Genomic DNA, 25,684 nt, shown 5'->3' on the forward strand with positions numbered 1-25,684 from the left:
ACTTGTATGACTGATACGCCTCCCGCGGCTTCTGTCGAGCGGTTCCGCGACTGGCGGTTCGGCCTGTTCGTCCACTGGGGCCTGTACTCGCTCCCGGCCCGGCACGAGTGGGTGAAGAACCGCGAGCGGCTGACCGATGAGGACTACCAGCCGTACTTCGACCACTTCGAGCCGGACCTCTACGACCCGCGCAAGTGGGCCGCTGCCGCACGTGGCGCCGGCATGAAGTACGCCGTACTCACGACCAAGCATCACGAGGGCTTCTGCCTGTGGGACTCCGAGGTGTCCGACTACACGGTCGCGCACACCGCCTGGGGTGCGGGCAAGGACCTGGTGAAGCAGTTCGTCGAGGCGTGCCGGGCCGAGGGGCTCGGGGTCGGGTTCTACCACTCGCTGATCGACTGGCACCACCCGGAGTTCCCGATCGACGTCGTCCACCCGCAGCGGTACGACGAGGAAGCGCAGGCGAAGGCGGCGGGACGCGATGTCCAGGTGTACGCCGATTACCTGCACGCGCAGACTCGTGAGCTGCTGACGAACTACGGGCCGATCGACATCATGTGGTTCGACTTCTCGTACCCGAACCGGAACCGTGAGGACGGTCTGCCCGGACCGGGCAACGGCAAGGGTAAGGACGAGTGGCGGTCCGTCGAGCTGATGGCGATGGTCCGGGAGCTGCAGCCGGACATCCTGATCAACGACCGGCTGGACATCCCCGGCGACTTCGTGACGCCGGAGCAGTACCAGCCGGACGGTCCGATGGAGCGCGACGGCGTACCGGTGCTGTGGGAAGCGTGTCAGACGCTCAACGGCAGCTGGGGTTACGACCGGGACAACCTCGACTGGAAGTCACCGGAGACGCTGGTGAAGATGCTGGTCGACTCGGTCTCCAAGGACGGCAACCTGCTGCTCAATGTCGGTCCTACCGGGCGCGGCGAGTTCGACCCGCGGGCACTGGCGACGCTGTCCGACATCGGCGAGTGGATGCGGCTGCACGAGCGTTCCATCCGCGGCGCCAGGCCGTCGGAGTACACGCCGCCGACCGACGCCCGCTACACGCAGAAGGGCAACCGCCTCTACCTGCACCTGTTCTCCTGGCCGATGGGCCACGTCCACCTCCCCGGCCTGGGCGGCAAGGTCAAGTACGCCCAACTCCTGAACGACGCCTCCGAAATCAAACGAGTCCCCAACGACCCCAGCCAAACAGCCCAAAACACCCGCATGGGCGGCGTCTCCCCCGACACCCTCACCCTCAAACTCCCCATCCAACGCCCGAACGTAGAGGTCCCGGTCATCGAGCTCTTCCTCTAGAACCTCAGGAAGCCGGGGTGGGGCGGCCAGGTTGTTCTCCGCCCCGGCTTTCCAGGTAGCTGTTTTTGGGGACCATTACCTTGCGGCGGAAGAGGCAGACTACTGTGCCGTCTTGTTTGTAGCCCTTGGTTTCTACGTGGACTATGCCGCGGTCGTCCTTCGACTTCGACTCCCACTTGTCCAGTACTACGGTCTCGCCGTAGATGGTGTCGCCGTGGAAGGTGGGGGCGACGTGGCGGAGGGACTCGATCTCCAGGTTCGCGATCGCCTTGCCGCTGACGTCGGGGACCGACATGCCCAGCAGGATCGAGTAGATGTAGTTGCCCACCACAACGTTCTTGCCGAACTGGGTGGTCTCCTCGGCGTAGTGCGAGTCCAGGTGCAGCGGATGATGGTTCATCGTCAGCAGGCAGAACAGGTGGTCGTCGTACTCCGTCACCGTCTTGCCGGGCCAGTGCTTGTAGACGGCACCGACCTCGAACTCCTCGTAGCTGCGCCCGAACTGCATCGCGGTTCCTCCTCGGTCCTGGATTCCCCATGCTGCCGGGTCCAGGCGCATCCGGACCGTGGTCTGGCTCTCACCGACGCGAGAGATACATCACCTGATCAGTCCTGGGTGGGCTGCTGCACCGGGTGCTCCGGCATCCGCGGGTGGACCTCGCCCTTCAGGGCCAGCTTGGCCAGGTGATTCCGGGCCTCTTCAGCGAACTTGAAGTCGCAGAGTACGTCGTACGTCGTCGCCACCACGGCAGTGCGCGAGGTGAAGTCACGCCGGCCGGCGGACTGGGCGTAGCTGAGCCCACCGAACACCAGTCCGAAGAACGCACCGAGCACGACACCGGTCAGCAGCGCCGCGAGCCAGTTGCCCGTCGTGAACAAACCCAGCAGCAGACCGACGAACAGACCGAACCAGGCGCCGCTGGCCAGACCCGCGGTCAGCGCGCGGCCCCACGTGAGCCGGCCGGTGATTTTCTCGACCTGGCGCAGGTTGTTGCCGACGATGGTCGTGTGCTCGACCGGGAACTTCTCGTCCGAGAGATAGTCGACAGCTCGCTGCGCCTCCCGGTAGGTGTCGTACGTCCCGATCGTCAGACCGGTCGGTCTGGGGTCCATCGAGGGCATGCCCTGCGTGGTCATCGTCGTTCCTCTCCGCGTGCGTCCACCCCCATCATTGCCGACAGCTGGTTACCGCGTCTTGATAGCCTCGCCGTGATGGCCGGGCGACGGTGGGACATGGGCGCGACACGCCGAGTAGGACGGGTCTTCGCCCGCCGCGGTGGCGCTGACGGCCGCCCGCCGGACGACGTGGTCACCGGCAAGCTCGAGGGCGCCCTGATCGACTGGGGTCTCTACCGCGACGGCGTCCGCGACCAGCGGGTCAATTCGTACACCGACGCGCTGGCCAGAGCCCGGCGCGGCCAGGGGTTCGTCTGGATCGGCCTGTTCGAGCCGACCGACCACCAGCTCTCGATCATCGGCCATGAGTTCGGTCTGCACCCACTGGCGCTCGAGGACGCGTCGGAGGCACACCAGCGCCCCAAACTCGAGCGGTACGCCGACACCCTGTTCGCGGTCTTCAAAACGGTCACCTACGTCCCGCACCGGGACCTGACCGCGACGAGCGAGGTTGTCGCGACCGGTGAGGTCATGGTGTTCTGCGGACCCGGATTCGTCGTCACGGTCCGGCATGGTGAACACAGTGAGCTGACCGGGCTGCGCCAGGAGCTGGAGAAGGAGCCGAAACGACTGGCCACCGGTCCGGGCGCAGTACTGCACGCGATCGCCGACCATGTCGTCGACCGGTACCTGGAGGTCGCGGACGCCGTACAGGCCGACATCGACCTGATCGAGACCGGCATGTTCACACCGCGTGGCTGGCGGAACATCGACAAGGTCTACCAGTTGAAGCGCGAGGTCCTGGAGCTCAAGCGGGCCGTGGCGCCGCTGACCGGCCCCATGCGCGCGCTGTCGACGCTGCGGAACCCGCTGATCGCCGACGAGACCAGGAACTACTTCCGCGACGTCGACGACCACCTGCAACGAGTGAAGGAGCAGGTCATCTCGTTCGACGAGCTGCTCAGCTCGATCCTGCAGGCCGGGCTGGCCCAGGTGCAGGTGGCCGAGAACGAGGATATGAGGCGCATCTCGGCCTGGGTTGCCATCCTCGCGGTGCCCACGATGATCGCCGGCATCTACGGCATGAACTTCGACTACATGCCCGAACTCCGCCTCAAGTACGCGTACTTCGTCGTACTCGGAGTAATGGCGTCGGCGTGTTTCGTCCTTTACCGGTTGTTCAAGCGGAACCACTGGCTGTGACCCGGGTGTTCTCTACCGTCTGACAGACGACTTGGCAACCTTTTGCCATGGCCGGGAGTACTTACGAATTGGAATGTTCAAACGGTTGTGGACCAATCCGCTGCCTTGATTGAATTCTGCCGTCGCGTTCGGTCAGGAATCGAGCACGTTCTGCGATCAAGGGGAGGGACTTGCGGTGCTTCGAATCCACTTCACGCCACGGGACCTTGCCCGCGTCACCGTCGCGACCAGGCCGGCGCCGCTCTGGGAGGTGCTGCTCAGCCTGCATATGCTGCAGCATTCGGACGGCCGGCTGATCTTCGAGGACTGGCGCCGTCAGGTGCGGGCCAGGGTCGCGCCGGATCAGATGCGACTGCTGCTGGAGCTGACCCCGTCGAAGGGCTACTCCCCTGACTTCCTGACGCCGGCGGAGTCCGCACCGGACTTCGACTCCGCGCTGGAGCAGACGCTGGCGACGCCGCGGCAGCAGCTCGCCAGCCAGCTCGACCTGCTCGGGACGTACCGTCCGGCGTCGCCGTGGACCAGGGAGCTGGCACAGGGCGGCCGGACGTCGATGCACAAGCTCGGCCGGGCCATCCGGACGTACCACGACGCGGCCATCGCGCCGTACTGGAAGTCGATCGGCACGCATGTGTCCGCGGACCACGCCCATCGTGGGGAGGCGTTGGCCCGTCACGGGGTGGACCGGCTGCTGTCGTCGCTGCATCCGCGGGTCCGGTGGGTGGCACCGGTCCTGCAGGTGCTGGACATGAACGACCGCGATCTGTATCTCGATGGCAGGGGAATCGAGTTGCAGCCCTCGGCGTTCTGCTGGCAGGTACCGACCAAGCTGCGGGACCCGGACCTCAAACCGATCCTGGTGTACCCGATCCAGCATGCGCCGGGGATCCTGCGGCAGGCGTCGGCGGAGCCTGCACTGCCGAGTGACCCGCTGGGCTCACTGCTCGGCTCGACCCGCGCGGCCGCCCTGGAGGCGACCGTCAGCGGCTGTACGACGACCGAGCTGGCGAAACGCTGCAGCATCTCCCCGGCCGCCGCCAGCCACCAGGCGACGGTACTGCGGGAGGCCGGCCTCATCACCACCCGTCGGGCCGGCGCGTCAGTGCGCCACGAAATCACCCAGCTGGGCATCTGGCTGCTGTCCGGCTACGGCTCGGGCCACACCCGGCCACCGGCGCAGACACCCGTCTAGCCCCCTCATCCCCTGCCCCGCCGCACGCTGGGCCGACCGGCACCGCCCCGCCTGTCGACCCAGCGTGCGACCGCTGTGTCCTGAGTCGGAAGTTCGGCGAGCGATTTCGGTGGTCAGGTGCGTGCATCGGGGTGCTTGGTCAGTGGCCTCGATGCGGAGCATCGTGGGCGCTGGCCAAGTGCCGCGAGGTGCGTGCCTGGGCGCCGAAAGCGCCGTCGAACTTCCGACTCAGGACACACTAGAGCTTGTAGTCCTCGAGGAGGCGGCGGCCGATGATCATGCGTTGGATGTCGGCCGTGCCTTCTCCGATGAGGAGCATGGGCGCCTCGCGGTAGAGGCGCTCGATCTCGTACTCCTTGGAGAAGCCGTAGCCGCCGTGGATGCGGAACGAGTCCTCCACCACCTGGGAGCAGTACTCGCTCGCCAGGTATTTCGCGACGCCAGCCTCGAAGTCGTTGCGGGACCCGCTGTCCTTCTTCCGGGCCGCCTTCACCATGAGCTCGTGCGCCGCCTCGACCTTGACCGCCATGTCGGCGAGCCGGAACAGCACCGCCTGGTGATCGGCGATCTTCTTGCCGAACGTCTCCCGCTGCTGGGCGTACGAGATGCCCAGCTCGAACGCCCGCCGCGCCACACCGCAGCCGCGCGCCGCGACGTTCACCCGGCCGACCTCGACGCCGTCCATCATCTGGTAGAAACCCTTGCCCGGTACGCCGCCGAGGATCTGCGCGCCGTCGACCCGGTAGCCGTCGAAGATCAGCTCGGTCGTGTCGACGCCCTTGTAGCCCATCTTCTCGATCTTGCCCGGCACGGTCAGACCCTTGTCGACCTCGCCGAACCCGGGCTCCTTCTCGACCAGGAACGTGGTCATGTTGCGGTAGACCGAGTCCTGCCCTTCGTCGGTCTTCACCAGGACGGCGACCAGGTTCGACGAGCCGCCGTTGGTCAGCCACATCTTCTGGCCGTTGATCACGTAGCCGTCGCCCTCGCGAGTGGCCTTGGTCTTGATCGCGGAGACGTCGGAGCCGCAGCCCGGCTCGGACATCGAGAACGCGCCGCGGACCTCACCGGTCGCCATCCGCGGCAGGTACTTCTGCTTCTGCTCGTCGGTGCCGTGCTGCAGCAGCATGTACGCGACGATGAAGTGCGTGTTGATGATGCCGGAGACGCTCATCCAGCCGCGGGCGATCTCCTCGACGCACAGTGCGTACGTGAGCAGCGATTCGCCCAGGCCGCCGTACTCCTCGGGGATCATCAGCCCGAACAGGCCGAGCTCCTTGAGGCCCTCGACGATCTCGGTCGGGTACTCGTCGCGGTGCTCGAGCTCGGTGGCGACCGGAAGGATCTCCGCCTCGACGAACGCCCGGACCGTCTTCAGGATCTCCTCCTGGATGTCCGTGAGCCCCTCGGTCTGCTGCAACCTGCTCATGCTGCGCCTCCTTCGACCGGCTTACCCGCGAGTATCGCGGTTTGGGGGTGGCTGACGGTTCCACGCCGTAGCGAGGAGGTGCTCGGCGCGGTAGCTCGGCGCGCGGGAGCGGAGGTCTCGATGCGGAGCATCGTGGCCTTCGCTCACGTGCGGCGAGATGCCGTGCCGAGTGCCCCGCAGTAGGCGTGGAACCGTCAGGCACCCCCTAACAGCATCCCGGTGCGAGGGTGACACCCGCTGTGACATCGACCACCTGACGGAGGTCGCGTGGCTCACTCGTTGTTGTTGTGGTCCGGGCGTGGCAGCGCTTGGCCGATCGTCTGGAACAGTGCAGCGATCTGCGGGGTCGCCTGCCAGCGGTGGCGTTGCTGTGCCTCGAACAAGCGCTGCCGGGCCTCGTAGAAGTTCCGCGCCGCGGCACCGGTGTCCCCGTGGTCGAGCGCCTCGGCAGCCCGGTCCAGCTGCTGCGCCGCGTCGCGTGGCGCCTTGCTGCGGCTGCCCTGCTGAGTCGCGCGGACCTGCGCGGCCAGTGTGCGCAGGTTCTGCACCAGAGCCGCTTGTGGGTTCTGCTGCGTCGGCTTGGTGGTGGGCTTCGGCGTGGGCTTCGACGGAGTCTTCGATGGCGTCGGCTTGGGCTTCGGTGTGGTCTTAGGTGCGCTGGTCGCCTTCACGACAGGCGCTGACGGCGTACCACCGGCCTGCGCCGGCGGATCGTCCGTCACACCGGCCCGGAGCAGCAGAGCAGCTATTACACCGACTACGACGACAGCGGCCGCTACACCGAGCTTTGCCAGTGGGAGAGCACGCCGCGGCGCTCGGTGCCCGCTAGTGGCAGCCTCTTCGTCGTCGTCCTCCCACTTGCCGACGCCGAGGACGTCCTCTGCCGCAGGCGGTGTGAACGCCAGCACCTGTGTCTGGCTGGCCGGTGCGAGGAGCGCAGCGACGTCAGCGGACGACGACGGCCGGTCTGCCGGGTTCTTCGCCAGCAGGTGCGTGACGAGGTTCGACAGCTCCGGCGGTACGTCGGTGCGCGCGATCGGCGGCGGCGGTACGTCGAGGTGCTGGCGCATCACCACATCGACGGTCGGCCCGGTGAAGGGCGGCGTACCGGTCAGGAGCTCGTGCAGGACGCAGCCGAACGAGTACCAGTCGCTGGCGGGCGTGGCCGGCTCGCCACGGACCTGCTCCGGCGACACGTACGACGCCGTACCGAGCAGAACGCCCAGTCCGGTCGTCTCATTGCCTGCGCGCTTGGCGATGCCGAAGTCGGTCATCTTGAGCGTGCCGTCGGGTGCCAGCAGGAGGTTGCCCGGCTTGACGTCGCGGTGGACGATCCCGGCCTCGTGCGCCGCGTCCAGAGCGCGTGCGCCCTGGATGGCGATGTCTGTGACCAGATCGGCTGTCGGGAGCCCCGCAGTACGCATGAGCTTCTGGAGGTCGGGGCCTTGGACCAGCTCCATCACCAGGAACACGCGGTCGCCGGCAGCGCCTACGTCGTACGTCGCCACGACGTTCGGATGCGACAGCCGCGCTGCGGCCTGCGCCTCCGCCTGGAACCGCTGGACCGCGTCCATGGGGTCGCCGTCGAGACTCCTGAGGAGTTTGACCGCTACCTGACGGGCAAGGACGGTGTCCTCGGCCTGCCACACCTCTCCTGCACCGCCCCTGCCGAGCAGGGACACCAACTGGTACCGACCTGCCAGTACCTCGCCGTTCACAAACCACACCTTCCGCAGTGGACCGCAACACCTTAGGCGGGAAGCGCCGGAGGATCGAGTCCGCGGCCGAAACCTTCAGAAAGCCTTCCGGAACCTCTGCAGACTGCGATCGGGGTACTACGGTGTGTCGCATGAAGCGATCGATTCCCGCCCTGATCGCGGCTGCCCTCGTCGCCGCGACGCTGACCACGAGTACTGCGTCCGCCGCCCCCGCACACCGGCCGAAACCGGTGGTCAAGTGCGAGTTCACGCCGACTCCCGAGAACCCGGCGGCCAAGCCGGTGCGGGTCCCGTCCGCGACGGCCCGCGCGAAGGGCACGGTCGACGTGTTCTTCGTGACGAACTACGGCCCGTTCGTCGTCCGGATGGACCGGGCCAACGCGCCCTGCGGGGTGCACAACTTCGTGCACCTGGTGCAGAGCCGGTTCTACGACTCGACGCAGTGTTTCCGGCTGACGAACTCGACGCGGCTCGGCGTACTGCAGTGCGGTGACATCTACCGCCAGGAGGAAGGCGGACCGGGCTACAAGTTCCCGGACGAGGTGACCGGCCAGGAGACCTACCCGCGCGGCACTGTTGCTTACGGCAACCAAGGCCCGGGCACCAACGGCAGTGAGTTCTTCGTCGTTCATTCGTTCGCGAACATCGCGCCCAACTACACCGTCCTCGGCCACGTGATCGCCGGTATGTCGACGTTCGACCGGATGGTCGCCGCCGGTATCGCCGACCCCGACCAGGACGGCCCGCCGGTGAAGCCGATCCGCATCTACAAGGTCTGGAGCTTCTGAGGGGAGGGTAATTCCCCGCCTCCCGGCCTTACCGTGGCGACGTGGGCACCCGCGGACGACCGAGACATCCCGACGTACTGACGCCTGCCGAGTGGCGGGTGGTGCACCTGGTGCGCCACGGCATGTCGAACCGCGAGATCGCGCAGCGCCGCGGAGTGAGCGTCGACGCGGTCAAGTTCCACGTCGCCAACGCCTTGCTGAAGCTCGGCCTGCACCGGCGGGCCGAGCTCCGCACCTGGCGTGGCGTGCCCGCTGACAGCGCGCTACAACGATCGGGAGGCACAGACATGCTGCAGCTAGGTGCGATCGGGCAGATCGCTCGCCCGGTAAGTGACATCGAGAAGGCGGTCGAGTTCTACGGCGACGTGCTGGGCCTTCCCCACCTCTACACCTTCGGAGACCTGGCCTTCTTCGACTGCGGCGGCACCCGCCTGTTCCTCAGCACCAGCGAAACCGCCGGCGAGCCGTCGATCATCTACTTCCGCGTCGACAACATCCAAACGGCGTACGACGAACTCTCCGCGCGCGGCGTGGACTTCGAGCAAGCGCCCCACCTGATCCACAAACACGACAACGGCGTCGAGGAATGGATGGCCTTCTTCCCCGACCCCGACGGCCACTTGCTCGCGATCATGGCGCAGGTCGGGCCTTAGTCCGCCGGGGGTTGCCAGATGTCGGTGCGGGTGAGGCCGGCGGCGCGGCCCTTGGCGGAGATGACCAGGGCCATCTTGCGGGAGGCCTCGTCGATCATTTCGTCGCCGAGCATGACTGCGCCGCGTCCGCCGCCGGCTGCCGACGTGTAGTGGTCGTAGGCGTCGAGGATGTTCTCGGCGTGGTCGTAGTCGTCCTGGCGGGGCGAGTAGACCTCGTTCGCGGCGGCGATCTGGTCAGGGTGGAGGACCCACTTGCCGTCGAAGCCGAGGGCGGCGGAGCGGCCCGCGACGCGGCAGAAGCCGTCGACGTCCTTGATCTGCAGGTACGGGCCGTCGATCGCCTGCTTACCGTGTGCCCGCGCGGCCATCAGGATCTGCATCAGGATGTAGTGGTACGCGTCGCCGACGTCGTACCCGGGCGGCTGCTCGCCGACGACCAGAGACTTCATGTTGATCGAGGCCATGAAGTCGGCCGGGCCGAAGATGATCGTCTCGACCCGCGGCGAGGCCTGCGCGATCGCGTTCACGTTGGTCAGGCCGAGCGCGTTCTCGATCTGCGCCTCGATGCCGATCCGGCCCGGCTCGTACCCGTGCACCTTCTCCAGTTGGGTGAGCAGCAGGTCGAGCGCGACCACCTGCTCGGCGGTCTGCACCTTCGGCAGCATGATGCAGTCGAGGTTCGCACCGGCGCCGGCGACGACCTCGATCACATCGGCGTACGTCCACTCGGTGGTCCAGTCGTTCACCCGGACCACGCGGAGCTTCGTACCCCAGCCGCCCTCGTTCAGTGCGGCGACGATGTTCTTGCGGGCGTCCGCCTTCGCGATCGGCGCGACCGAGTCCTCGAGGTCCAGGAACACCTGGTCAGCGTCCAGCCCCTTCGCCTTGGCCAGGAACCGCGGGTTGGACCCGGGCGTGGCCAGACACGACCGCCGACTGCGCAAAACCTGTTCCGACATGTGACCTCCACTCGGTTACCCACCGGTCACCGGCAGCGTACGGCGAAACGCACGCGACCTGCCCGGTGACATCGCTCACTGTGACACTCTTGGCCCGTGGAGAACGCGGACGCTGTGACGGAGATCGCCGGGGTGATGAAGAAGGCCGGTCTCGTCTGGCTGTCCTGGAACGGCGGACGCCCCGCCCCGGCGTGGTTCGCGACCGTCGACGGGCAGTACGTCGTACTGGCTGATGCCGCCGACAGCGCCGAGCAGCCACTGCCCGGTCTCGCCACCGCCGGCGCCGCACAGGTCGTCGTACCGGCCAAGCCAGCGACCAACCGCCTGGCCAGCTGGACTGCGACCGTACGGCGGCTGGAGCCCGGGACCGACGAGTGGACGGCCGCAGCCCAGGTACTGCGGACCGAGCGCCTCAACGCGGCCGGACTGGACACGCAGCTCGACCGCTGGCAGACCGAGGCCGACATCCTCGTGCTGGAGCCGACCGGCGAGATCACCGAGACGCCGGGACGCTACGACGCCACTCCGCGCGCTGAGGCCCCGATCCCGACCAGTGCGACCACCCGGGGCAAGCCGCCCATCACCCTGCACCGCCCGGTACGCCGTCGTCCCAAGCTGAGCTGACTACAGCCAACCGCGGTCGCGCGCATGCCAGCCGAGCTGCAGACGTGAGCGGGAGTGCGTCTGCTCCATCAACTGCTGCACACGGCGCGCCACCGTACGCCGACTGATCCCCAGCCTCGCACCGGCCGCGTCGTCCGTCAGACCCGCGACCAGTAGTGACAGCAGGTGCCGGTCCTCGGCAGACATCGCCTCCTCGGCCTCCAGACTGTTCGTCTCGGTCACCGAGAGTGGGCTGGCGCGGTTCCACACGGTCTCGAACAGCGCTACGAGCGCATCGAGCAGACTGCACGGATGCACCAGCAGAGCGGCGTCCTGCGCCGGTGTAGCCCAGTCCAGTGGGAGCAATGCGAGCTCCCGGTCCGCTACGGCGAGCTTGGTCGGCAACAGGTCCGCAATACGCGCCTGCTCCCCCGCCCGCACGTGACTGACCGCGCTGGCCGCGAGTACGGCGTCTCCGAGCGCTGAGCTGTCATAGACGACCCGATACGCCACACCAGCGCCCTGCCTCGCTAGCTGAGTGCTGTTGACCTCAGCCGACGCGACGTACGGCGGTGCAACCAGCTCACGCATCTCGACCCGAGCCGTCCGCTGCACCCGATCGAACGCCAGTCCCACCGCAGGCTCACCAGTGACGATCTCGATGAGCTCCTCGGTCCGCCGCGCCCCGCCCTGCCTGGTCGCCTCGGCTGCCAGCCGGTACGCCGCCTTGCGGATCCGCTCGAACTCCTCCTCCTGCCGCTGCACCAACTGCTCCACGGCGAGCTCCGGCGGCACTGGGACGATCAGCTCGCCCGGCGCCGGCGTACGGTGCACGAACCCTTCGCCCTGCAGTACGTCGACCGCTCGCTGAACCTCCTCCACCGGCCACCCCAGCCGCACGGCCAGGTCCGCCGGTGACGCAGCGCCCCACCGGATCAGGTCCAGGTACGCCGCCTCGCTCTCGGTCCCGAGCCCGGTCGATCCCAGCATGTCATTCCCCACTTCACCGTTGCCCGAGGTAAGAAGTCTACGAAGCGTCCTCAGCTGAGACGTCCACTCGGCGGGTTAGCCTTCGGACATGACCGGATCACCGTCGCGTGTGTACGTCGCCCGGTTGGCGGGGTTGCCGGTCTATGACCCGAACGGGGACCAGGTCGGCAAGGTCCGCGACGTGGTGGCGATGATGCGCCAGGACGACCAGCCGCCCCGTGTGCTCGGCCTGGTCGTCGAGGTGTTCACCCGGCGCCGCATCTTCCTCCCGATGACCCGTGTCACCTCTGTCGACGTCGGCCACGTCATCACCACCGGCCTGCTCAACGTACGACGTTTCGAGCAGCGTGCGACCGAAGTACTCGTGCTGGGAGAGCTCCTCGACCGGACTGTCACCATCGCAGACACAGGCGCGGCCGCAGTGGTGTTCGACATGGCGATGGAGCAGTGGAGGACCCGCGACTGGTTGCTGACCAAGGTGGCGGTGCGGGAGGGCTCCAAGCGGTTCCGCCGGCGCGGACAGACCTACGTGCTCGACTGGAGAGACGTCACCGGGTTCACCCAGGACGAAGAGGGCCAGGGCGCCACGCACATCCTGGCCGCGTTCGACTCGATGCGAGCCGCGGACCTGGCCGGCGTACTGCATGATCTGTCCGCCAAGCGGCGCAAGGAGATCGCAGCTGCGCTGGACGACGAGCGGCTGGCCGATGTGCTCGAGGAGCTGCCCGAGGACATCCAGGTCGAGATCCTCGACGGGCTGGACACCGAGCGAGCCGCCGACGTACTGGAGGAGATGTCCCCGGACGACGCGGCCGACCTGATCGCTGAGCTGCCGACCGAGACAGCCGAGCGCCTGCTGACGCTGATGGAGCCGGACGAAGCAGAGGACGTACGGCGGCTGCTGACCTACGAGGAGCACACTGCCGGCGGCCTGATGACGTCCGAGCCGGTCATCCTGCCGGTGGACGCAACTGTGGCTGATGCGCTCGCCCAGGTGCGCAACGCGGATCTCAGTCCGGCCCTGGCCGCGATGATCTACGTCTGCCGTCCGCCGCTGGAGACGCCGACCGGGCGGTTCATCGGGATCGGCCACATCCAGCGGCTGCTGCGTGAACCGCCGTCCCAGTTGGTGTCCGCTGCGTTGGACACCGATCTGGACGGACTGCGGCCGGACGACAGCCTGCAGACAGTCAGCAAGTACCTGGCGACGTACAACCTGGTTGCGGCACCGGTGCTGGACGACGAGGGTCGCTTGCTCGGTGCGGTGACTGTTGACGACGTGCTGGATCACCTGCTTCCGGACGACTGGCGGGAGCACGACCATTCGGATCATGGCGAGCAGGAGGGGGACCACGATGCCTCGTGACGACCGCAGGTCCTCGGACGAGCGCCGGCTGTTCCGCGGTACGACGACGCGGCTCGACATACCGCGGGACTGGCGGCGGACGTTCGTACCGCGGCCGACGTACGACGCGGACGCGTTCGGGCGGCTGTCCGAGCGGATCGCGCGCTTCCTCGGCACCGGGCAGTTCCTGGTCTACATGACCGCGACGATCCTGTTCTGGGTCGCCTGGAACATCTTCGCGCCGGAGAGCGTGCGCTTCGACCAGTACCCGTTCATCTTCCTGACGCTGGCACTCAGCCTGCAGGCCTCGTACGCCGCTCCGCTGATCCTGCTCGCCCAGAACCGGCAGGAGGCCCGCGACCGGGTGCAGTACGAGCGCGACCGCGACGTGGACGCCCGGACCCGTGCGGACATGGAGTTCCTGGCCCGGGAGATGGCGTCGCTGCGGATGGCCGTCGGCGAGGTCGCCACCCGCGACTTCCTCCGCTCCGAGCTCCGCTCGCTGCTCGCCGACCTGGACCTGAACAGGCGCGAGGACGACCGGGTTTGACCCCGAGCTACCCTCACTATCAGGTGAGGAAGGACGTGGAATGAAGACTCGATTCGCGCCTGACCGCGGGCTGTCCAGCCGGATGCTGATCACCAGCTTCCTGCTCGGTCTGCTCTACGTCGGTTTCGTCGCACTGCTGATCGCGCTGACGAAGAGCGCCGTTCTGGCGGTCGTCATCGCGGGCGGTGCCCTGTTCGTGCAGTACTGGTTCTCCGACAAGATCGCGCTGTACGCGATGCACGGCCGGATCGTCACGCCCGAGGAGGCTCCGGAGCTGCACGGCACGATCGACCGGCTGTGCGCGCTGGCCGATATGCCGAAGCCGCGCGTCGCGATCGCCGACGTCGACCTGCCGAACGCCTTCGCGACCGGCCGCAACCCCAAGAACGCGGTGGTCTGCGTCACTACCGGCATCATGCGCCGGCTGGACCAGGACGAGCTCGAGGGCGTGCTGTCACACGAGCTCTCCCACGTCGCCCACCGCGACGTCGCCGTGATGACGATCGCGTCGTTCCTCGGCGTACTGGCCGGCCTGATCACCCGCTTCGGGCTGTACGGCGGACTCGGCCGCAACCGTGACCAGAACACCGCAGTCATCGTGCTGACGATTATCGCGGTGTCGATCGCCGTGTACGCGATCTCGTTCCTGCTGACCCGCGCCCTGTCGCGGTACCGCGAACTGGCGGCCGACCGGGCCGGCGCGATGCTGACCGGGAGACCGTCCGCACTCGCATCGGCGTTGACGAAGATCAGCGGGGACATCGCGCGGATACCGTCGCGCGACCTGCGCCAGGCGGAGGCGTTCAACGCGTTCTTCTTCGCCCCGGCGATCTCCGGCAAGGCGGGCGCCAGCCTGTCGTCGCTGTTCTCGACCCACCCGTCGCTCGAGAAGCGCCTCGACCGCCTCGGTGTCCTGTCCCGCGAGCTGGGCGAGCAAGCTTAGACCTATGGGCCTTCTCGACATCCTGCTTGGCAGGAGCAAAGCCGTCCCGCCGAACCTCGATCAGTTGTTCTCCGTTCCGTCGGCCGCGATCACCTTGGAGACCGCGGCCGGCTACCGTCCGACCGGTAGCGGCTCGGTCTGCTTCAAGGCAGCCGAAGGCGGCGGGTTCTCCACCCTCCGCGAGGAGGTCGACAAGCTGCTCGCGCTCGACAACGGCAAGCTCACCAGTACGACGGACTCGTACGGCTTCACGTGGTTGGTCCGGCAGACGGCTCCGGATGACCTGGAGACCCTGGTCACCGACCTGCACGCGGTCAACACGTCGCTCGTCGACGCGGGCTTCGGATCCGCGCTGCTCTGCACGCTGGTCGCCTTCAGCAACGGCACCCAGTCGGTAGGCCTCGTCTATCTCTACAAGCGCGGCACCTGGTACCCGTTCGTCCCGGCCGGCACCGACCGCCGCGACAACGCCACTGAACTCCAGATCAAGTCCGTCATCGGCGCCGATCTGAACTTCGAACAAGACCTCTCCCGCTGGTTCCCCATCTACGGAGCCCCTGGCCTCTGAAGTAAGGGTTGCCTTGCCGGGCCTACGTCACATGGACCGCGGTCGGGTGAGGTGGAGTGAGCACGTAGCCTTGGGACATGGCTCCCACTGCTGATCAGGTCACCACGGCGCTCGGTGGCGTGCTGGATCCGGAGATCAAGAAACCGATCACGGACCTGGGAATGGTCGAGTCCGTCGTCGTTCGCGAGGACGGCGTCGTCGCCGTGCGTGTTCTGCTGACCGTCGCGGGCTGTCCGATGAAGGACACGCTCCGCCGCGACATCACGGCCGCGGTCAGCAAACTCGACGGCGTCACCGGGGTCGAGATCGACCTCGGCGTGATGTCGGCCGAGCAGCGGGCCGCCCTGCAGACCCAGTTACGTGGCGGTGTGGCCGAGAAGGAGATCCCGTTCTCCCGGCCGGATTCGCTGACCAAGGTGTTCGCGATCGCGTCCGGCAAGGGCGGTGTGGGCAAGTCGTCGGTGACGGTCAACCTCGCGGTCGCGATGGCGCGGCAGGGGTTGTCGGTCGGCGTACTGGACGCGGACATCTACGGGCACTCGGTGCCGGCGATGTTCGGTGTCGCGGACGAGCGGCCGACCGCGGTGGACGACATGATCATGCCGGTGCCCGCGCACGGCGTGAAGGTCATCTCGATCGGCATGCTGAAGCCGAAGCGCGACCAGGTCGTCGCGTGGCGCGGCCCGATCCTGGACCGGGCGCTCGTGCAGATGCTGGCGGACGTGTACTGGGGCGACCTCGACGTACTGCTCCTCGACTTGCCGCCCGGTACCGGTGACATCGCGATCTCGGTCGGCCAGCGGCTGACCAGCGCAGAGGTCATCGTGGTGACGACGCCGCAGGAAGCCGCCGCGGAGGTCGCCGAGCGCGCCGGGACGATGGCGCAGATGGTCCACCAGCGGGTGGCCGGCGTGGTCGAGAACATGTCGTACCTGCCGTGCCCGCACTGCGGTCCTGAGCACCGCATCGAGATCTTCGGCTCCGGCGGCGGCACGCGCGTCGCCGAGACGCTGTCCGCCCGCCTCGGCTACCCGATCCCGTTGCTCGGCGAGATCCCGCTGGACGAACGTCTCCGCTCCGGCGGCGACCTCGGTCAGCCGCTCACGGGCGCAGACCCCGACACCGCGGCAGCCCAGGTGCTCGAGAAGATCGCAACCACCCTCGGCGGCAAGCCGCGCGGTCTGCTCGGCCGCCAGCTCGGTCTCTCCCCCGCGGGCCGGTAAGCCGGCCTCGTAATCCGGCTGAAGGTGGCCGTCGGTTGGTGTTGACTTGGCCGGGTGCCGATTCCTGCTGAGCATCCGGTCCTGACCGACGGGGTGGTGACGCTTCGCGCGCCCCGACTCGACGACATCGAAGCCCAGGCCGAACGCAACCGCGAAGGCACCCGTCGCAACGACGAGGACGCCCGGCGGTGGATCACCTTCGGCATCACCGAAGCGTGGAAGCGCCATGAGCGGCTGATGTTCGTGATCGAGTACCAGGGTCGGTACGCCGGAAGCATCGCCCTGGAGCCCGATGTGGACGACAACGCCCGCGTGCACTACGGCCTCTCGGCGTGGGCCCGCGGCGCCGGCGTGATGACCCGCGCGGTGCGATTGATCCTGGACTTCGGCTTCGCGACGTGCGGTTTCCACGTCATCCGCTGGTGGGCGCAGGTCGGGAACTGGCCGTCGCGGCGGGTGGCATGGGCGACCGGCTTCCGCCTGGGTGAGACGATCCCGGACATGGCCGAAGAAGACGGCGAGCGGGTCGACGCCTGGACCGCGTGGATCGGACCGGACGACGAGCGAAAGCCGCGCCACCCGTGGTTCGAGATTCCGGTGCTGGAGACGCCGCGGTTGCGGCTGCGGACGTGGCGCGAGGACGAGATCCCGCGCATCACGACCGCACGGACCAATCAGACGACCGCGCATTTCCTGCCGTTCATCCCGCAGCCGTTCACCGCGGAGGACGCGCGTTTCTGGCTGAAGGACATGGCCGAGCAGGCTGCCGCCGGCCGCCGGTTCAACTGGTGCGTGGCCGACGCCGAGACCGACCAGGGGCTGGGGAATCTCACGATGTTCGGCATCCACCACGGCGAGGTCCGTGATGCCGAGCTCGGGTTCTGGATGCACCCCGACGCGCAGGGCCGCGGTGTGATGACCGAAGCCATCCAGCGAGTGGCCCAGTGGTACTTCGCAGACGAAGAGGCAGGGGGGTTCGGCGGACGCCGGCTCTTCATCCGTACGGCGGGCACGAACACCTCGGCCCGCCGTACCGCAGAGAAGGCCGGCTTCCGCCACGTCGGCACCGAACGCGCCGCCTTCCACATCTCCAGCCACGTCGACGACAAGGTCACCTACGACCTACTTGCCACCGACTACTTGTGATCGCGGAAGAACGCCCGGATGTCGTCGACGAGCAGCTCGGGTACCTCCATCGCCGGGAAGTGACCGCCCGCGTCGTACTCGTGCCATGAGGTGTACATGCCGTACGGGTCGACGTCGCGCCGGACCGACATGTCGGCGGCGAACACGGCGACGCCGACCGGCGGCGGAGCCGGGGCCTCCCAGCCCTCGGCCGGCTCGGCCGACCTGCTCGCGAACTCACGGAAGGCCTGCATGCCTTCGTACACCGAGTGCGCGGCCGACGCGCCGCCCTCGGTGAACCAGTAGATGCTCACGTTCGTCAGCAACTGATCCAGGTCGACGGCGTCCTCCGGCAGCTCGTGGTCAGGGTCGGTCCACTCCTTGAACTTCTCCACGATCCAGGCGAGCTGCGCGACCGGCGAATCGGTGAGCCCGTACGCGAGCGTCTGCGGACGCGTCGCCTGAAGCGCCAGATAGCCGACGCCGTCCTCGCGCCACGCGTTGAACCGCTCGGCACGCTCGCGCTGGCTTCCCTCGAGCCCGTCCAGCGAGAGCTCGGGGCCGAGCGGGTACGGCGCCGGGCCGTTGATGTGCGCGGCGATCACGCGATCGGCCGCGACCAGGCCGAGCATCCCGACGACGCCGGAACCGACATCGGTGCCTTGGGCAAGGAACCGGTCGTACCCGAGCCGGGTCATGATCTCGGCGAACGCGCCGGCCACCCGGAACAGATTGCCCCACCCGGGCTCGCTCACCGGCGAGAAGCCGTAGCCGGGGATCGACGGCAGCACAAGATGTACGGCGTCCTTGGCCTTGCCGCCGTGGGCGACCGGGTCGGTCAGCGGGCCGATGACGTTGAGGAACTCGGTGAACGAGCTCGGCCAGCCGTGGACCATCAACATCGGCCGGGCGGCGGGCTCGTTGGATCGGATGTGGACGAAGTGGATCGGCTGGCCGTCGACCTCGGTGACGAACTGCGGCAGCTCGTTCAGCCGCGCCTCCGCCTTGCGCCAGTCGAAGGTGTTCTGCCAGTACTCCGCGATCCGCTGCAGGTAGCTGGTCGGGACTCCGCGGGTCCAGCCGAGGCCGGGGAGCTCCCGCGGCCACCGGGTGTTCGCGAGCCGTGCGTGCAGGTCGTCGACGTCGGCCTGCGGTACCTCGATGCGGAAGGGGTGGATCTCGTTGGTCGTCATGAGTACGACACTAGGAACGATTGCGGAAAGCTAGATTCCGCAATCGAGAGGATGCTGAAGAAATGCTCGAGACCTCGGCACGACTGTTACAGCTGCTCTCGCTGCTGCAGCTGCATCGGCACTGGAGCGGTCCGGAGCTGGCCACCCGGCTTGGTGTGACGACGCGGACCGTACGCAACGACGTCGAACGCCTGCGGTCGCTCGGCTACCCGGTCGACGCGACTCCCGGGGTGGCCGGGGGCTATCGGCTGGGTGCCGGCGCCGCGCTGCCTCCACTGCTCCTCGACGACGAGGAGGCCGTGGCAGTCGCGGTCGGCCTGCGAACAGCTGCCAGCGGCTCGGTCGCCGGTATGGAGGAGACCTCAGTACGGGCGTTGGCCAAGCTGGAGCAGGTCCTGCCGTCCCGGCTGCGGCATCGGGTCAACACCCTGCACCGCTACACCGTGCCCGTCCCCGGGTCGGGGCCGCTGGTGGACCCGTCGGTGCTGGCGACGCTGGCGGCCGTCTGCCGCGATCATGAACGGCTGCGCTTCGACTACGACTCACATTCGGGTACGTCATCGGTCCGGGAGGTCGAGCCGTACCGACTCGCCTACTTGCGGGGACGCTGGTACCTCGTCGCGTTCGATCTGCACCGGGTCGATTGGCGAACGTTCCGGGTCGACCGATTGACGCCGAGGATCCCGACCGGACCGCGCTTCCTGCCGCGCGAGTTGCCGCCGGAGGGCGTCGCGTCGTACGTCGATCGTGGGGTCTCGACGGCCATGTGGGAGTTTCGCGCGCGGATCCGGGTATTTGCGCCGCTGTCGGTCGTGTCGGCCCGGCTGCCGGCGACGGCGGGCGTGCTGACCGAGATCGACGAGTCCTCGTGCTACCTCGACGCCGGCTCCGACGATCCCGGGATGTTGCTGCGGTACCTCAGCATGCTCGACCTCGACTTCTCGGTCGCGGAAGCGCCGGAACTCGTGGACGAGGTGCGCAAGCTGGCGGCTCGCTACGCCCGCGCGCTGGAGTGATTCGACCAGATCGGACGGAGCGGCTCGAGGCCTTCCTCAACGTACTGCGCGACGGGTTGCGTCCCGCCGTCGACGTACCACTGCTCCAGGGCGGAGAAATAGCCGAAGACCAGGGCGTTCGCCGCGACGCGGGACTGGGTCTCGGTGAGCTGTCCGCCGGCCATCATCGGGGCGATGCGCTGGCTCGCGCGGTCGAGTGACGCGCAGAACGCCGTCCGGACCGAGGGCTCTTTGAAGAAGTACCTGATCCGGCGCCACGGGATCGGCTCCGAGCCGTCGGGCGCCGCCTCGTAGTTGCGGACGATCTGGATCATGCTGCCGACCGGGTCGTCGACGTCGAGGAGCTCCTCGAGCGCCTCCTGGCTCATCGTGTCGAACTCGTCGGCGACGATCAGGCCTTCCTTGGTGCCGAAGTACCGGTAGACCGAGGACGGCGAGACCTCGGCCGCGGCGGCGATCTCCTCGATCGTCACCGCGTCGAACCCGCGCTCGTCGAACAGGTCGAGCGCGCGCTCCTGGATCGTCCGTCGCGCCTTGACGCGCCATCGTTCCCGCAGACCGGTAGCCATGGTGAGACAGTAGCACGCTTCAGAAAGTCACTGTCTGGTACAGTCACTCGCATGAGACAGTCACTTTCTGAAAAACAGACAGCCCTCATCGCGGTCGGACTCTCGGTCCTGCTCGCGGTGATCGCGATCGTCGACCAGGCAGGCAGCCGCAGCCTGCTCGACCACGCCACGTCGGCGTACGCCTCGCACGGCAAGCAAGCGTCCGCCGGGGCGCTCTACGGCCTGCTGTACGGCGTTGCCGTCCTCGACGTCCTGCTCTGGCTGGCGGTCGCCGGCCTGGCCCGCTCACACCGCCTGGTCGCGGCCGTCCTGGGCGTCGTTGCCACCCTGATCACGGCGTCGCTGGGCCTGACGCTCCTGCTCGCGTCGGAGTACGGCGTGCACCCCTACACGACGCTCTGGGGAGTCCTCGCACTCCTGCCCGCGGCAGCCGGTGCTGTCGCGACTGCCCTGCTCTTCCGACGGAAGTAAGCCTCAGGTGGATTCGGGGTCGTACGGCGGGCGCTGGCCGGCCGGGAGGCGCTGCGCCGCGGAGTCGGTGAACTCGCTGACCGGCTTCTCGTCCTCGTCCATCGGGTCGAGCAGGTGCTTGCGGACGAAGTTCTTCGGGTTCAGGTCCTGGAGTTCCAGGTCGGCGAACTCCGGGCCGAGCTCGCTGCGCAGGTCGTTCTGCGCGTTGTTGACCATCTGACGGACCTGCCGCAGCAGGCGTCCCGCCGTCCGCGCGAACTCCGGCAGCCGGTCCGGTCCGAAGACGAGTACGGCGACGATCGCGATCACGACCAGCTCGAGTGGTCCGATGCCGAACATGTCCCCACCTCACTTCTTTCCACGGACGCGGACCAGCCTATATCGACTCCGGTCATGGGAGTTCAGCCGATCTGCTGGGCGAGAGTCAGGGTAACCGTGCGGGACCGCCCGCCGCGCTCGTACGCGAGCCGCACGGCCTCTCCCGGCTGGTGGGTGCGGATCGCGACGATCAGCACCTCGGCGCTGTCGACCGGCTCGTTGTTGATCGACGTGATCACGTCGCCGACCCGCAATCCGGCCCGTGCGGCCGGCGAGTTCGCGGTCACCGCGCTGACCCGGCCGCCGCCCTCGAACGTCATGTCCACGCTTGCCCCGATGACGGGGTACGACGCCCTGCCGTTCGCGATCAGCTGCTGCGCCGTCCGCCGGGCCTGGTCGATCGGGATCGCGAATCCGAGCCCGATGCTGCCGCTCTGCCCTTCGCCTGCGCCCGGCACCGTCGCGATCGCGGAGTTCACGCCGATCACCCGCGCACTCATGTCGACGAGCGGACCACCGGAGTTGCCCGGGTTGATCGCCGCGTCGGTCTGCAGCGCGCTGATGTACGACGACGCCTGGCCGGTGTCGTCGCCGGTCGTCACCGGCCGGTTCTTGGCCGAGATGATGCCTGAGGTGACCGTGCCGGCCAGGCCCAGCGGCGAACCGATCGCCACCACGTCCTGCCCGACGACCGCCTGGTCGGACCGGCCGAACTGGACCGACGGCGCATCCAGGCCGACCACCTGCACGACGGCCAGGTCGTACGCCGGGGAGCGGCCGACGAGCCGTGCGGTCGCGGTCTTGTTGCCGTTCGTCACGACCTGGATCGAGCCGCCGGTCGCCGCGGCCGCGACGACGTGGTTGTTGGTCAGGATATGCCCGACGTTGTCGATCACGAAGCCGGATCCGGTGGCGTCGGAGTTGTCCGAGCCCTCGACCTTCAGCTGTACGACGCTCGGCAGCAGGGTCGCGGCGACCGCGGACACCGAGCCGGTGCGGATCTTCGGGTCGGTGCCGGTGCCGACCGGCGGGTTGGGCTGATCGGCGATCGGGGCGTTGTTGCCGCCGCCGAGCGCCACGACGACGGTCGCCGCGCCGGCCCCGGCGATCACACCGATGATCACCGCGACCAGAGCCGCGATCGTGACGATGCGGTTCACCTTCGGCGGCTCACTCGAGTACGAGCGGGCCTGCTGCGCGTGCCAGTCGGCCGGTGGCGGCGGGATGTAGGTCGGCCGGTACTGCGGCTGCTCGGTCGGCCAGGCCTGACCCGGGTACAGCGGCTTGAACCGGGGCTCCTGCGGCTCGGGCTGCCCGAAGCTGCGCTGGCTGGTGGAGCGGCCGCCGTTCGTCGGCCCGCCGCCGTTGGTCTGCCGGTACGCCGCGTCCGAGCCGGGAGTGCGCAGCGGCATCGACCCTGCCGCGAGCGGAGGCGGGGTCAACGCGCTCAAGGGAGACTGCTGCGGCGGCGGGGCGGGGGCTGCGGGCGGAGGACCGGCGGACGGCTCAGGGGTGATGGGCGTGGCCGCTGTGGGATCCGCGGTCGCCGGATTCGGAACTGTCGGCTCGGCGTCGTCGCTCATCACGGTCCCCGCCTCACGTCGTCATCGTGGTCGTCTGTCGAGGCCTGCCGGGGGTAACCGGAGGGCCTTCCACATTCGATTATCCCAGCTTCGGCGAGAGTGCACCCATCGGAGTGAGCCAGGTCGCGATTTTGGCCAGCCCGGTGCCCAGCCGCTCGATGGCCGTCAGCTTGATCGGCACGTCGTGCCCGAACGCCCGGACGACCTGTCCGAGCTGGTCCGGAGGCAGGTCCCCGATCAGCGTGTAGACGATCCCGCCGGACGACCAGACGACGTACGACGGCATTCCGTACCGCTGGTAGACGCCCGGGCTGTCGGTGCTGCTGAAGCCCGCGACGGCAGCCGGGTCGAGCGTGCCGCGCTGCTCGAAGACCGAGACGTTGAACAGTCCGTCGGAGTACGAGAACTGCAGGGAGCCGTTGGCGGTGTCCCGGTGGACGTCGTACAACTTGAGCGATGCGGGCAGCTCCGGGGCGCAGACCCAGCCCTGGGAGCGCAGGTTGTCGACCTTGCCCATGCCGACGGCCTCGACGCCGCTGGGCAGCATCGGCGGCAGGTGGCCGAGGAACTCGGAGTCCTCGATCTCCAGCTCGGTGAAGACCGTGGCCCGGACCATCGTCTTGCCGTCCTCACTGAACAGCTGACGCTGCAGGAGCAATCCGGTCGTCTTGTCGATCCAGAACCGCGCAGCCAGCGTCTGGTCGTCCCGGAGCGCCTCGACGAGCACCGCGGTCCGTCCGATCAGGTCGGTGCAGCACTTGTCGACGAGTTGGTACGTCGCCTGCAGCAACGCCAGCGGTCCGCCGTCGATCGCGGCGTCGGCGGTCGTGGCGCGCTGGACGAACGCCTTAGCGCCCGGAGCGGACGACGAACCGAGCACGCTGATCTCGGAGCCTTGTGATGCCGCGTGGGTGATGTCGAACATCGCCGAGCTCGCGCCCTGCGGTCCCCAGGCCGTGATGATCTGCGTGCCGTGGTACGAGATCCGGTTCGGTGCGGCCGCGGCGCGCTGCAGCCAGCTCACCGCGGTCGGCGAGTCCGCCTTCGACAATGTCGATACGGCCGGTACGGCGGCCGCGGATGCGGGCAGGCCGAATCCGATCAGGGCTGTGCTGACCAGGACGGCGAGCCGGGAGAGGCTCACAGGTCAGCGCCCTGTCAGGGCCACCGGCTGGAGCGTCGAGGTCAGCCCGGCGTACCCAGAACCGTTGTAGGAGTTCAGCACGGCGACCGGGTCGGCGAACGGCGCTCCGCCGCTGGTGGTCGCGTGATCTGACGAGAAGCTCGCGACCGGCGGCTGCAGCGCCGGCGGCTGCTCCGACCGGGACGGGTCTCCGACGACGAACGCAGTGCCGAGCAGGGAGGCGACTGCGGCGGCCGAGCCGGCTGCACCCAGCACGCCGGTGCGGCGGCGGGACCGAGTGCCACGCGCGGGGCCCGGGCGAGTGCCACCGGAGCGACCGGCCGGAAACGCGGACCGCTGCGGGAACAGGCTGACGGCCGGTGTGAGCACCGGGCGCACCTCTTCGCGCGGCTCGGTCGAGAACGACGAGACACCCATCAGGCGCTGCATGAGGTCTGTCGACGGGTCCTGCAGGTCCAGGCCGGCCATCCGCGCCTTCAGCCGACGCTGTGCGTCGACCTCGGCGCGACAGGTGTCGCAGCCGACCAGGTGGCTCAGAACCTTCTCGCGGGAGTCGTGGTCGAGCTCACCGTCGACCACAGCGCTCAGCTTGTCGAGCGGGTGTTGCAGACTCATCGGAGGTCGCCTCCGTCGCTGAACAGGCCACCGTCTGCCGGTGGACCGCCGACCCGGGTCTGGCCGGAGCGCGGGGCCCGGTGCTCCAGGTGCTTGCGCAGCATCGACCGGCCGCGGTGGATGCGGCTGCGGACGGTGCCGAGCTTCACGTCCAGGACGTCCGCGATCTCGTCGTACGTCATGCCCTCGATGTCGCACAGCACGACGGCGGCGCGGAAGTCCTCGGGCAGCGCGTCGAGCGCGTCCTGGACGTCGTGGTCGAACAGGTCGGAATCCAGCTTCTCGGCCGGGCCCTCGCCCTTGGCCGGCAGCCGGTCGTGCGCGTCCTCGGGCAGGCCGTCGAAGCGGATCCGCTGCTTGCGGCGGGCGCCGTCCAGGAACAGGTTCGTGGTGATCCGGTACAGCCAGCCCTCGAAGGTACCCGGCGTGTACGACGACAGCGAGCGGAAGACCCGGACGAACACTTCCTGGGTCAGGTCCTCGGCGTCGTGCTTGTTACCGGTCAGGCGATAGGCGAGCCGGTAGACCCGGGCGGAGTGGGTGCGGACGATCTCGTCCCACGAGGGCAGCACCTCCGGCGCCTCCTGCGGCGCGGGCGCGGTCCTGGTGTCGGCGGGTTTCACCGCGACGCCTCCCTGGGTCCTCTCGGCAATAAGCGTGAAGGCCATGGTGCCGCGGTCACCGTCCTCTGCGCACGTCGGGAAGACCCGGGTAGAACCCTGAGTCGCTCGTACGACGGCTCAACGCGGCGCCCCGGCCGGAAGTTCCCAGCCAGTGCCTTCACAGATAAAGACGCGCAGGCAGCCATTTCGGTTGAATCACTTCTCTTCTATGACTGCAATTGGGTCGCCGTCGCGGACGACCTCGCCCTCTGTGACCTTCAGCTCGGTGATGGTCCCGGCTACCTCGGCGAGGACGGGGATCTCCATCTTCATCGACTCCAGGATGACCAGAGTGTCCTCCGGGCCCACCGTGTCCCCGGCCTTGGCAGTGACCTTCAGCACGTTGGCCACCAGCTCGGCCAGCACGGTGTGACTCATGGCTCGATCCTAGGCGGGA

At 68.2% G+C, this 25,684-nt stretch carries 28 protein-coding genes; 14 read left to right on the plus strand and 14 right to left on the minus strand.

What is annotated here, in order from left to right; all coding sequences use genetic code 11:
- Positions 1-6: 6 nt before the first annotated feature.
- A complete protein-coding gene (locus tag ACQPYH_RS35060) occupies positions 7-1,311 on the plus strand; it encodes an alpha-L-fucosidase (protein ID WP_432880352.1) in 1,305 nt (434 codons plus the stop codon).
- Positions 1,312-1,315: 4 nt separating this feature from the next.
- On the opposite strand, the gene ACQPYH_RS35065 is transcribed toward ACQPYH_RS35060, so the two are convergent.
- Complete coding sequence (locus tag ACQPYH_RS35065; RefSeq protein ID WP_432880355.1) at positions 1,316-1,819, minus strand: MaoC family dehydratase; 504 nt, start codon at positions 1,817-1,819, stop codon at positions 1,316-1,318.
- 98 nt (positions 1,820-1,917) lie between these two features.
- Positions 1,918-2,448, minus strand: a complete 531-nt coding sequence (locus tag ACQPYH_RS35070; RefSeq protein WP_432880357.1) for a general stress protein — start codon at positions 2,446-2,448, stop codon at positions 1,918-1,920.
- A gap of 75 nt (positions 2,449-2,523) precedes the next feature.
- Between ACQPYH_RS35070 and ACQPYH_RS35075 the strand changes: the two genes are divergently transcribed.
- Entirely contained in the window at positions 2,524-3,630 is a 1,107-nt protein-coding gene (locus ACQPYH_RS35075) for a magnesium and cobalt transport protein CorA (RefSeq protein ID WP_432880360.1), read from the plus strand.
- Positions 3,631-3,805: 175 nt separating this feature from the next.
- Positions 3,806-4,822 (plus strand): ArsR/SmtB family transcription factor, encoded by a 1,017-nt coding sequence (locus ACQPYH_RS35080; protein ID WP_432880362.1) that lies wholly within the window; start codon positions 3,806-3,808, stop codon positions 4,820-4,822.
- A gap of 238 nt (positions 4,823-5,060) precedes the next feature.
- On the opposite strand, the gene ACQPYH_RS35085 is transcribed toward ACQPYH_RS35080, so the two are convergent.
- Positions 5,061-6,251 carry an acyl-CoA dehydrogenase family protein gene (locus ACQPYH_RS35085; protein WP_432880364.1) on the minus strand — a complete coding sequence of 397 codons (1,191 nt, stop codon included), beginning with the start codon at positions 6,249-6,251 and terminating at the stop codon, positions 5,061-5,063.
- Between the two features lie 272 nt (positions 6,252-6,523).
- Positions 6,524-7,969, minus strand: a complete 1,446-nt coding sequence (locus ACQPYH_RS35090; protein ID WP_432880367.1) for a serine/threonine-protein kinase — start codon at positions 7,967-7,969, stop codon at positions 6,524-6,526.
- A 131-nt stretch (positions 7,970-8,100) separates the two neighbouring features.
- Between ACQPYH_RS35090 and ACQPYH_RS35095 the strand changes: the two genes are divergently transcribed.
- Complete coding sequence (locus ACQPYH_RS35095) at positions 8,101-8,757, plus strand: peptidylprolyl isomerase (protein WP_432880369.1); 657 nt, start codon at positions 8,101-8,103, stop codon at positions 8,755-8,757.
- Positions 8,758-8,798: 41 nt separating this feature from the next.
- Positions 8,799-9,410: a VOC family protein gene (locus ACQPYH_RS35100; RefSeq protein ID WP_432880371.1), complete on the plus strand. Its 612-nt coding sequence runs from the start codon at positions 8,799-8,801 to the stop codon at positions 9,408-9,410.
- On the opposite strand, the gene ACQPYH_RS35105 is transcribed toward ACQPYH_RS35100, so the two are convergent.
- Complete coding sequence (locus ACQPYH_RS35105; RefSeq protein WP_432880373.1) at positions 9,407-10,369, minus strand: HpcH/HpaI aldolase/citrate lyase family protein; 963 nt, start codon at positions 10,367-10,369, stop codon at positions 9,407-9,409. The two genes, ACQPYH_RS35100 and ACQPYH_RS35105, sit on opposite strands and share 4 nt — an antisense overlap.
- 96 nt (positions 10,370-10,465) lie before the next feature.
- Between ACQPYH_RS35105 and ACQPYH_RS35110 the strand changes: the two genes are divergently transcribed.
- Positions 10,466-10,993, plus strand: coding sequence for a hypothetical protein (locus ACQPYH_RS35110; protein ID WP_432880376.1), 528 nt, complete (start codon positions 10,466-10,468; stop codon positions 10,991-10,993).
- Here the strand turns inward: ACQPYH_RS35110 and ACQPYH_RS35115 are convergent, their stop codons facing one another.
- Positions 10,994-11,962 carry a helix-turn-helix domain-containing protein gene (locus ACQPYH_RS35115; protein ID WP_432880377.1) on the minus strand — a complete coding sequence of 323 codons (969 nt, stop codon included), beginning with the start codon at positions 11,960-11,962 and terminating at the stop codon, positions 10,994-10,996.
- An 88-nt stretch (positions 11,963-12,050) separates the two neighbouring features.
- Between ACQPYH_RS35115 and ACQPYH_RS35120 the strand changes: the two genes are divergently transcribed.
- From ACQPYH_RS35120 to ACQPYH_RS35145, 6 genes are all read left to right on the plus strand, one after another.
- The gene (locus ACQPYH_RS35120) at positions 12,051-13,328 is read left to right on the plus strand and encodes a magnesium transporter MgtE N-terminal domain-containing protein (RefSeq protein ID WP_432880380.1); all 1,278 of its coding nucleotides are present in this window, start codon (positions 12,051-12,053) and stop codon (positions 13,326-13,328) included.
- Positions 13,318-13,857, plus strand: coding sequence for a DUF1003 domain-containing protein (locus tag ACQPYH_RS35125; RefSeq protein ID WP_432880383.1), 540 nt, complete (start codon positions 13,318-13,320; stop codon positions 13,855-13,857). Before ACQPYH_RS35120 ends, ACQPYH_RS35125 begins: the two co-directional genes overlap by 11 nt.
- 40 nt (positions 13,858-13,897) lie before the next feature.
- On the plus strand, positions 13,898-14,800 hold the full coding sequence (gene htpX / locus ACQPYH_RS35130) for a zinc metalloprotease HtpX (protein WP_432880386.1): 903 nt from the start codon (positions 13,898-13,900) through the stop codon (positions 14,798-14,800).
- A gap of 4 nt (positions 14,801-14,804) precedes the next feature.
- The gene (gene pspAB, locus ACQPYH_RS35135; RefSeq protein ID WP_130440029.1) at positions 14,805-15,368 is read left to right on the plus strand and encodes a PspA-associated protein PspAB; all 564 of its coding nucleotides are present in this window, start codon (positions 14,805-14,807) and stop codon (positions 15,366-15,368) included.
- A 77-nt stretch (positions 15,369-15,445) separates the two neighbouring features.
- Complete coding sequence (locus ACQPYH_RS35140) at positions 15,446-16,591, plus strand: Mrp/NBP35 family ATP-binding protein (protein ID WP_432880388.1); 1,146 nt, start codon at positions 15,446-15,448, stop codon at positions 16,589-16,591.
- A gap of 54 nt (positions 16,592-16,645) precedes the next feature.
- Entirely contained in the window at positions 16,646-17,737 is a 1,092-nt protein-coding gene (locus ACQPYH_RS35145) for a GNAT family N-acetyltransferase (RefSeq protein WP_432880391.1), read from the plus strand.
- On the opposite strand, the gene ACQPYH_RS35150 is transcribed toward ACQPYH_RS35145, so the two are convergent.
- The gene (locus tag ACQPYH_RS35150; protein WP_432880393.1) at positions 17,728-18,909 is read right to left on the minus strand and encodes an epoxide hydrolase family protein; all 1,182 of its coding nucleotides are present in this window, start codon (positions 18,907-18,909) and stop codon (positions 17,728-17,730) included. The two genes, ACQPYH_RS35145 and ACQPYH_RS35150, sit on opposite strands and share 10 nt — an antisense overlap.
- A gap of 62 nt (positions 18,910-18,971) precedes the next feature.
- Between ACQPYH_RS35150 and ACQPYH_RS35155 the strand changes: the two genes are divergently transcribed.
- A complete protein-coding gene (locus tag ACQPYH_RS35155; protein ID WP_432880395.1) occupies positions 18,972-19,925 on the plus strand; it encodes a helix-turn-helix transcriptional regulator in 954 nt (317 codons plus the stop codon).
- On the opposite strand, the gene ACQPYH_RS35160 is transcribed toward ACQPYH_RS35155, so the two are convergent.
- Positions 19,904-20,494 (minus strand): TetR/AcrR family transcriptional regulator, encoded by a 591-nt coding sequence (locus tag ACQPYH_RS35160; protein ID WP_432880398.1) that lies wholly within the window; start codon positions 20,492-20,494, stop codon positions 19,904-19,906. The genes ACQPYH_RS35155 and ACQPYH_RS35160 overlap by 22 nt on opposite strands.
- Before the next feature lie 51 nt (positions 20,495-20,545).
- Here ACQPYH_RS35160 and ACQPYH_RS35165 point away from each other — a divergent pair, with 51 nt between their 5' ends.
- The gene (locus tag ACQPYH_RS35165; protein ID WP_432880401.1) at positions 20,546-20,965 is read left to right on the plus strand and encodes a hypothetical protein; all 420 of its coding nucleotides are present in this window, start codon (positions 20,546-20,548) and stop codon (positions 20,963-20,965) included.
- A gap of 3 nt (positions 20,966-20,968) precedes the next feature.
- Here the strand turns inward: ACQPYH_RS35165 and ACQPYH_RS35170 are convergent, their stop codons facing one another.
- The 6 genes from ACQPYH_RS35170 to ACQPYH_RS35195 form a co-directional block, all read right to left on the minus strand.
- Entirely contained in the window at positions 20,969-21,304 is a 336-nt protein-coding gene (locus tag ACQPYH_RS35170) for a sec-independent translocase (protein ID WP_432880404.1), read from the minus strand.
- A gap of 62 nt (positions 21,305-21,366) precedes the next feature.
- Positions 21,367-22,695 (minus strand): S1C family serine protease, encoded by a 1,329-nt coding sequence (locus ACQPYH_RS35175; RefSeq protein WP_432880407.1) that lies wholly within the window; start codon positions 22,693-22,695, stop codon positions 21,367-21,369.
- A 250-nt stretch (positions 22,696-22,945) separates the two neighbouring features.
- Positions 22,946-24,010 carry a sigma-E factor regulatory protein RseB domain-containing protein gene (locus ACQPYH_RS35180; RefSeq protein WP_432880409.1) on the minus strand — a complete coding sequence of 355 codons (1,065 nt, stop codon included), beginning with the start codon at positions 24,008-24,010 and terminating at the stop codon, positions 22,946-22,948.
- Positions 24,011-24,013: 3 nt separating this feature from the next.
- Positions 24,014-24,625 (minus strand): anti-sigma factor family protein, encoded by a 612-nt coding sequence (locus ACQPYH_RS35185; protein ID WP_432880412.1) that lies wholly within the window; start codon positions 24,623-24,625, stop codon positions 24,014-24,016.
- Positions 24,622-25,293, minus strand: coding sequence for an RNA polymerase sigma factor SigE (gene sigE / locus ACQPYH_RS35190; protein WP_350862121.1), 672 nt, complete (start codon positions 25,291-25,293; stop codon positions 24,622-24,624). Before sigE ends, ACQPYH_RS35185 begins: the two co-directional genes overlap by 4 nt.
- Before the next feature lie 150 nt (positions 25,294-25,443).
- Positions 25,444-25,665, minus strand: a complete 222-nt coding sequence (locus ACQPYH_RS35195) for a biotin/lipoyl-binding carrier protein (protein ID WP_432880416.1) — start codon at positions 25,663-25,665, stop codon at positions 25,444-25,446.
- Between the last annotated feature and the right edge of the window lie 19 nt (positions 25,666-25,684).

The organism is Kribbella sp. CA-245084 (assembly GCF_050942355.1).
In the GTDB taxonomy this organism is placed as follows: Bacteria; Actinomycetota; Actinomycetes; order Propionibacteriales; family Kribbellaceae; genus Kribbella.

Bases quoted from the DNA above. Each gene is read 5' to 3' on its own strand.
- ACQPYH_RS35120 (WP_432880380.1), top strand. From the start codon at position 12,051: ATGACCGGATCACCGTCGCGTGTGTACGTCGCCCGGTTGGCGGGGTTG.
- htpX (WP_432880386.1), top strand. From the start codon at position 13,898: ATGAAGACTCGATTCGCGCCTGACCGCGGGCTGTCCAGCCGGATGCTG.
- ACQPYH_RS35165 (WP_432880401.1), top strand. From the start codon at position 20,546: ATGAGACAGTCACTTTCTGAAAAACAGACAGCCCTCATCGCGGTCGGA.
- ACQPYH_RS35095 (WP_432880369.1), top strand. From the start codon at position 8,101: ATGAAGCGATCGATTCCCGCCCTGATCGCGGCTGCCCTCGTCGCCGCG.
- sigE (WP_350862121.1), bottom strand. From the start codon at position 25,293: ATGGCCTTCACGCTTATTGCCGAGAGGACCCAGGGAGGCGTCGCGGTG.
- ACQPYH_RS35175 (WP_432880407.1), bottom strand. From the start codon at position 22,695: ATGCCGCTGCGCACTCCCGGCTCGGACGCGGCGTACCGGCAGACCAAC.
- ACQPYH_RS35115 (WP_432880377.1), bottom strand. From the start codon at position 11,962: ATGCTGGGATCGACCGGGCTCGGGACCGAGAGCGAGGCGGCGTACCTG.
- ACQPYH_RS35140 (WP_432880388.1), top strand. From the start codon at position 15,446: ATGGCTCCCACTGCTGATCAGGTCACCACGGCGCTCGGTGGCGTGCTG.
- ACQPYH_RS35170 (WP_432880404.1), bottom strand. From the start codon at position 21,304: ATGTTCGGCATCGGACCACTCGAGCTGGTCGTGATCGCGATCGTCGCC.
- ACQPYH_RS35155 (WP_432880395.1), top strand. From the start codon at position 18,972: ATGCTCGAGACCTCGGCACGACTGTTACAGCTGCTCTCGCTGCTGCAG.
- ACQPYH_RS35065 (WP_432880355.1), bottom strand. From the start codon at position 1,819: ATGCAGTTCGGGCGCAGCTACGAGGAGTTCGAGGTCGGTGCCGTCTAC.
- ACQPYH_RS35195 (WP_432880416.1), bottom strand. From the start codon at position 25,665: ATGAGTCACACCGTGCTGGCCGAGCTGGTGGCCAACGTGCTGAAGGTC.
- ACQPYH_RS35185 (WP_432880412.1), bottom strand. From the start codon at position 24,625: ATGAGTCTGCAACACCCGCTCGACAAGCTGAGCGCTGTGGTCGACGGT.
- ACQPYH_RS35105 (WP_432880373.1), bottom strand. From the start codon at position 10,369: ATGTCGGAACAGGTTTTGCGCAGTCGGCGGTCGTGTCTGGCCACGCCC.
- ACQPYH_RS35125 (WP_432880383.1), top strand. From the start codon at position 13,318: ATGCCTCGTGACGACCGCAGGTCCTCGGACGAGCGCCGGCTGTTCCGC.
- pspAB (WP_130440029.1), top strand. From the start codon at position 14,805: ATGGGCCTTCTCGACATCCTGCTTGGCAGGAGCAAAGCCGTCCCGCCG.
- ACQPYH_RS35160 (WP_432880398.1), bottom strand. From the start codon at position 20,494: ATGGCTACCGGTCTGCGGGAACGATGGCGCGTCAAGGCGCGACGGACG.
- ACQPYH_RS35070 (WP_432880357.1), bottom strand. From the start codon at position 2,448: ATGACCACGCAGGGCATGCCCTCGATGGACCCCAGACCGACCGGTCTG.
- ACQPYH_RS35085 (WP_432880364.1), bottom strand. From the start codon at position 6,251: ATGAGCAGGTTGCAGCAGACCGAGGGGCTCACGGACATCCAGGAGGAG.
- ACQPYH_RS35075 (WP_432880360.1), top strand. From the start codon at position 2,524: ATGGCCGGGCGACGGTGGGACATGGGCGCGACACGCCGAGTAGGACGG.
- ACQPYH_RS35060 (WP_432880352.1), top strand. From the start codon at position 7: ATGACTGATACGCCTCCCGCGGCTTCTGTCGAGCGGTTCCGCGACTGG.
- ACQPYH_RS35150 (WP_432880393.1), bottom strand. From the start codon at position 18,909: ATGACGACCAACGAGATCCACCCCTTCCGCATCGAGGTACCGCAGGCC.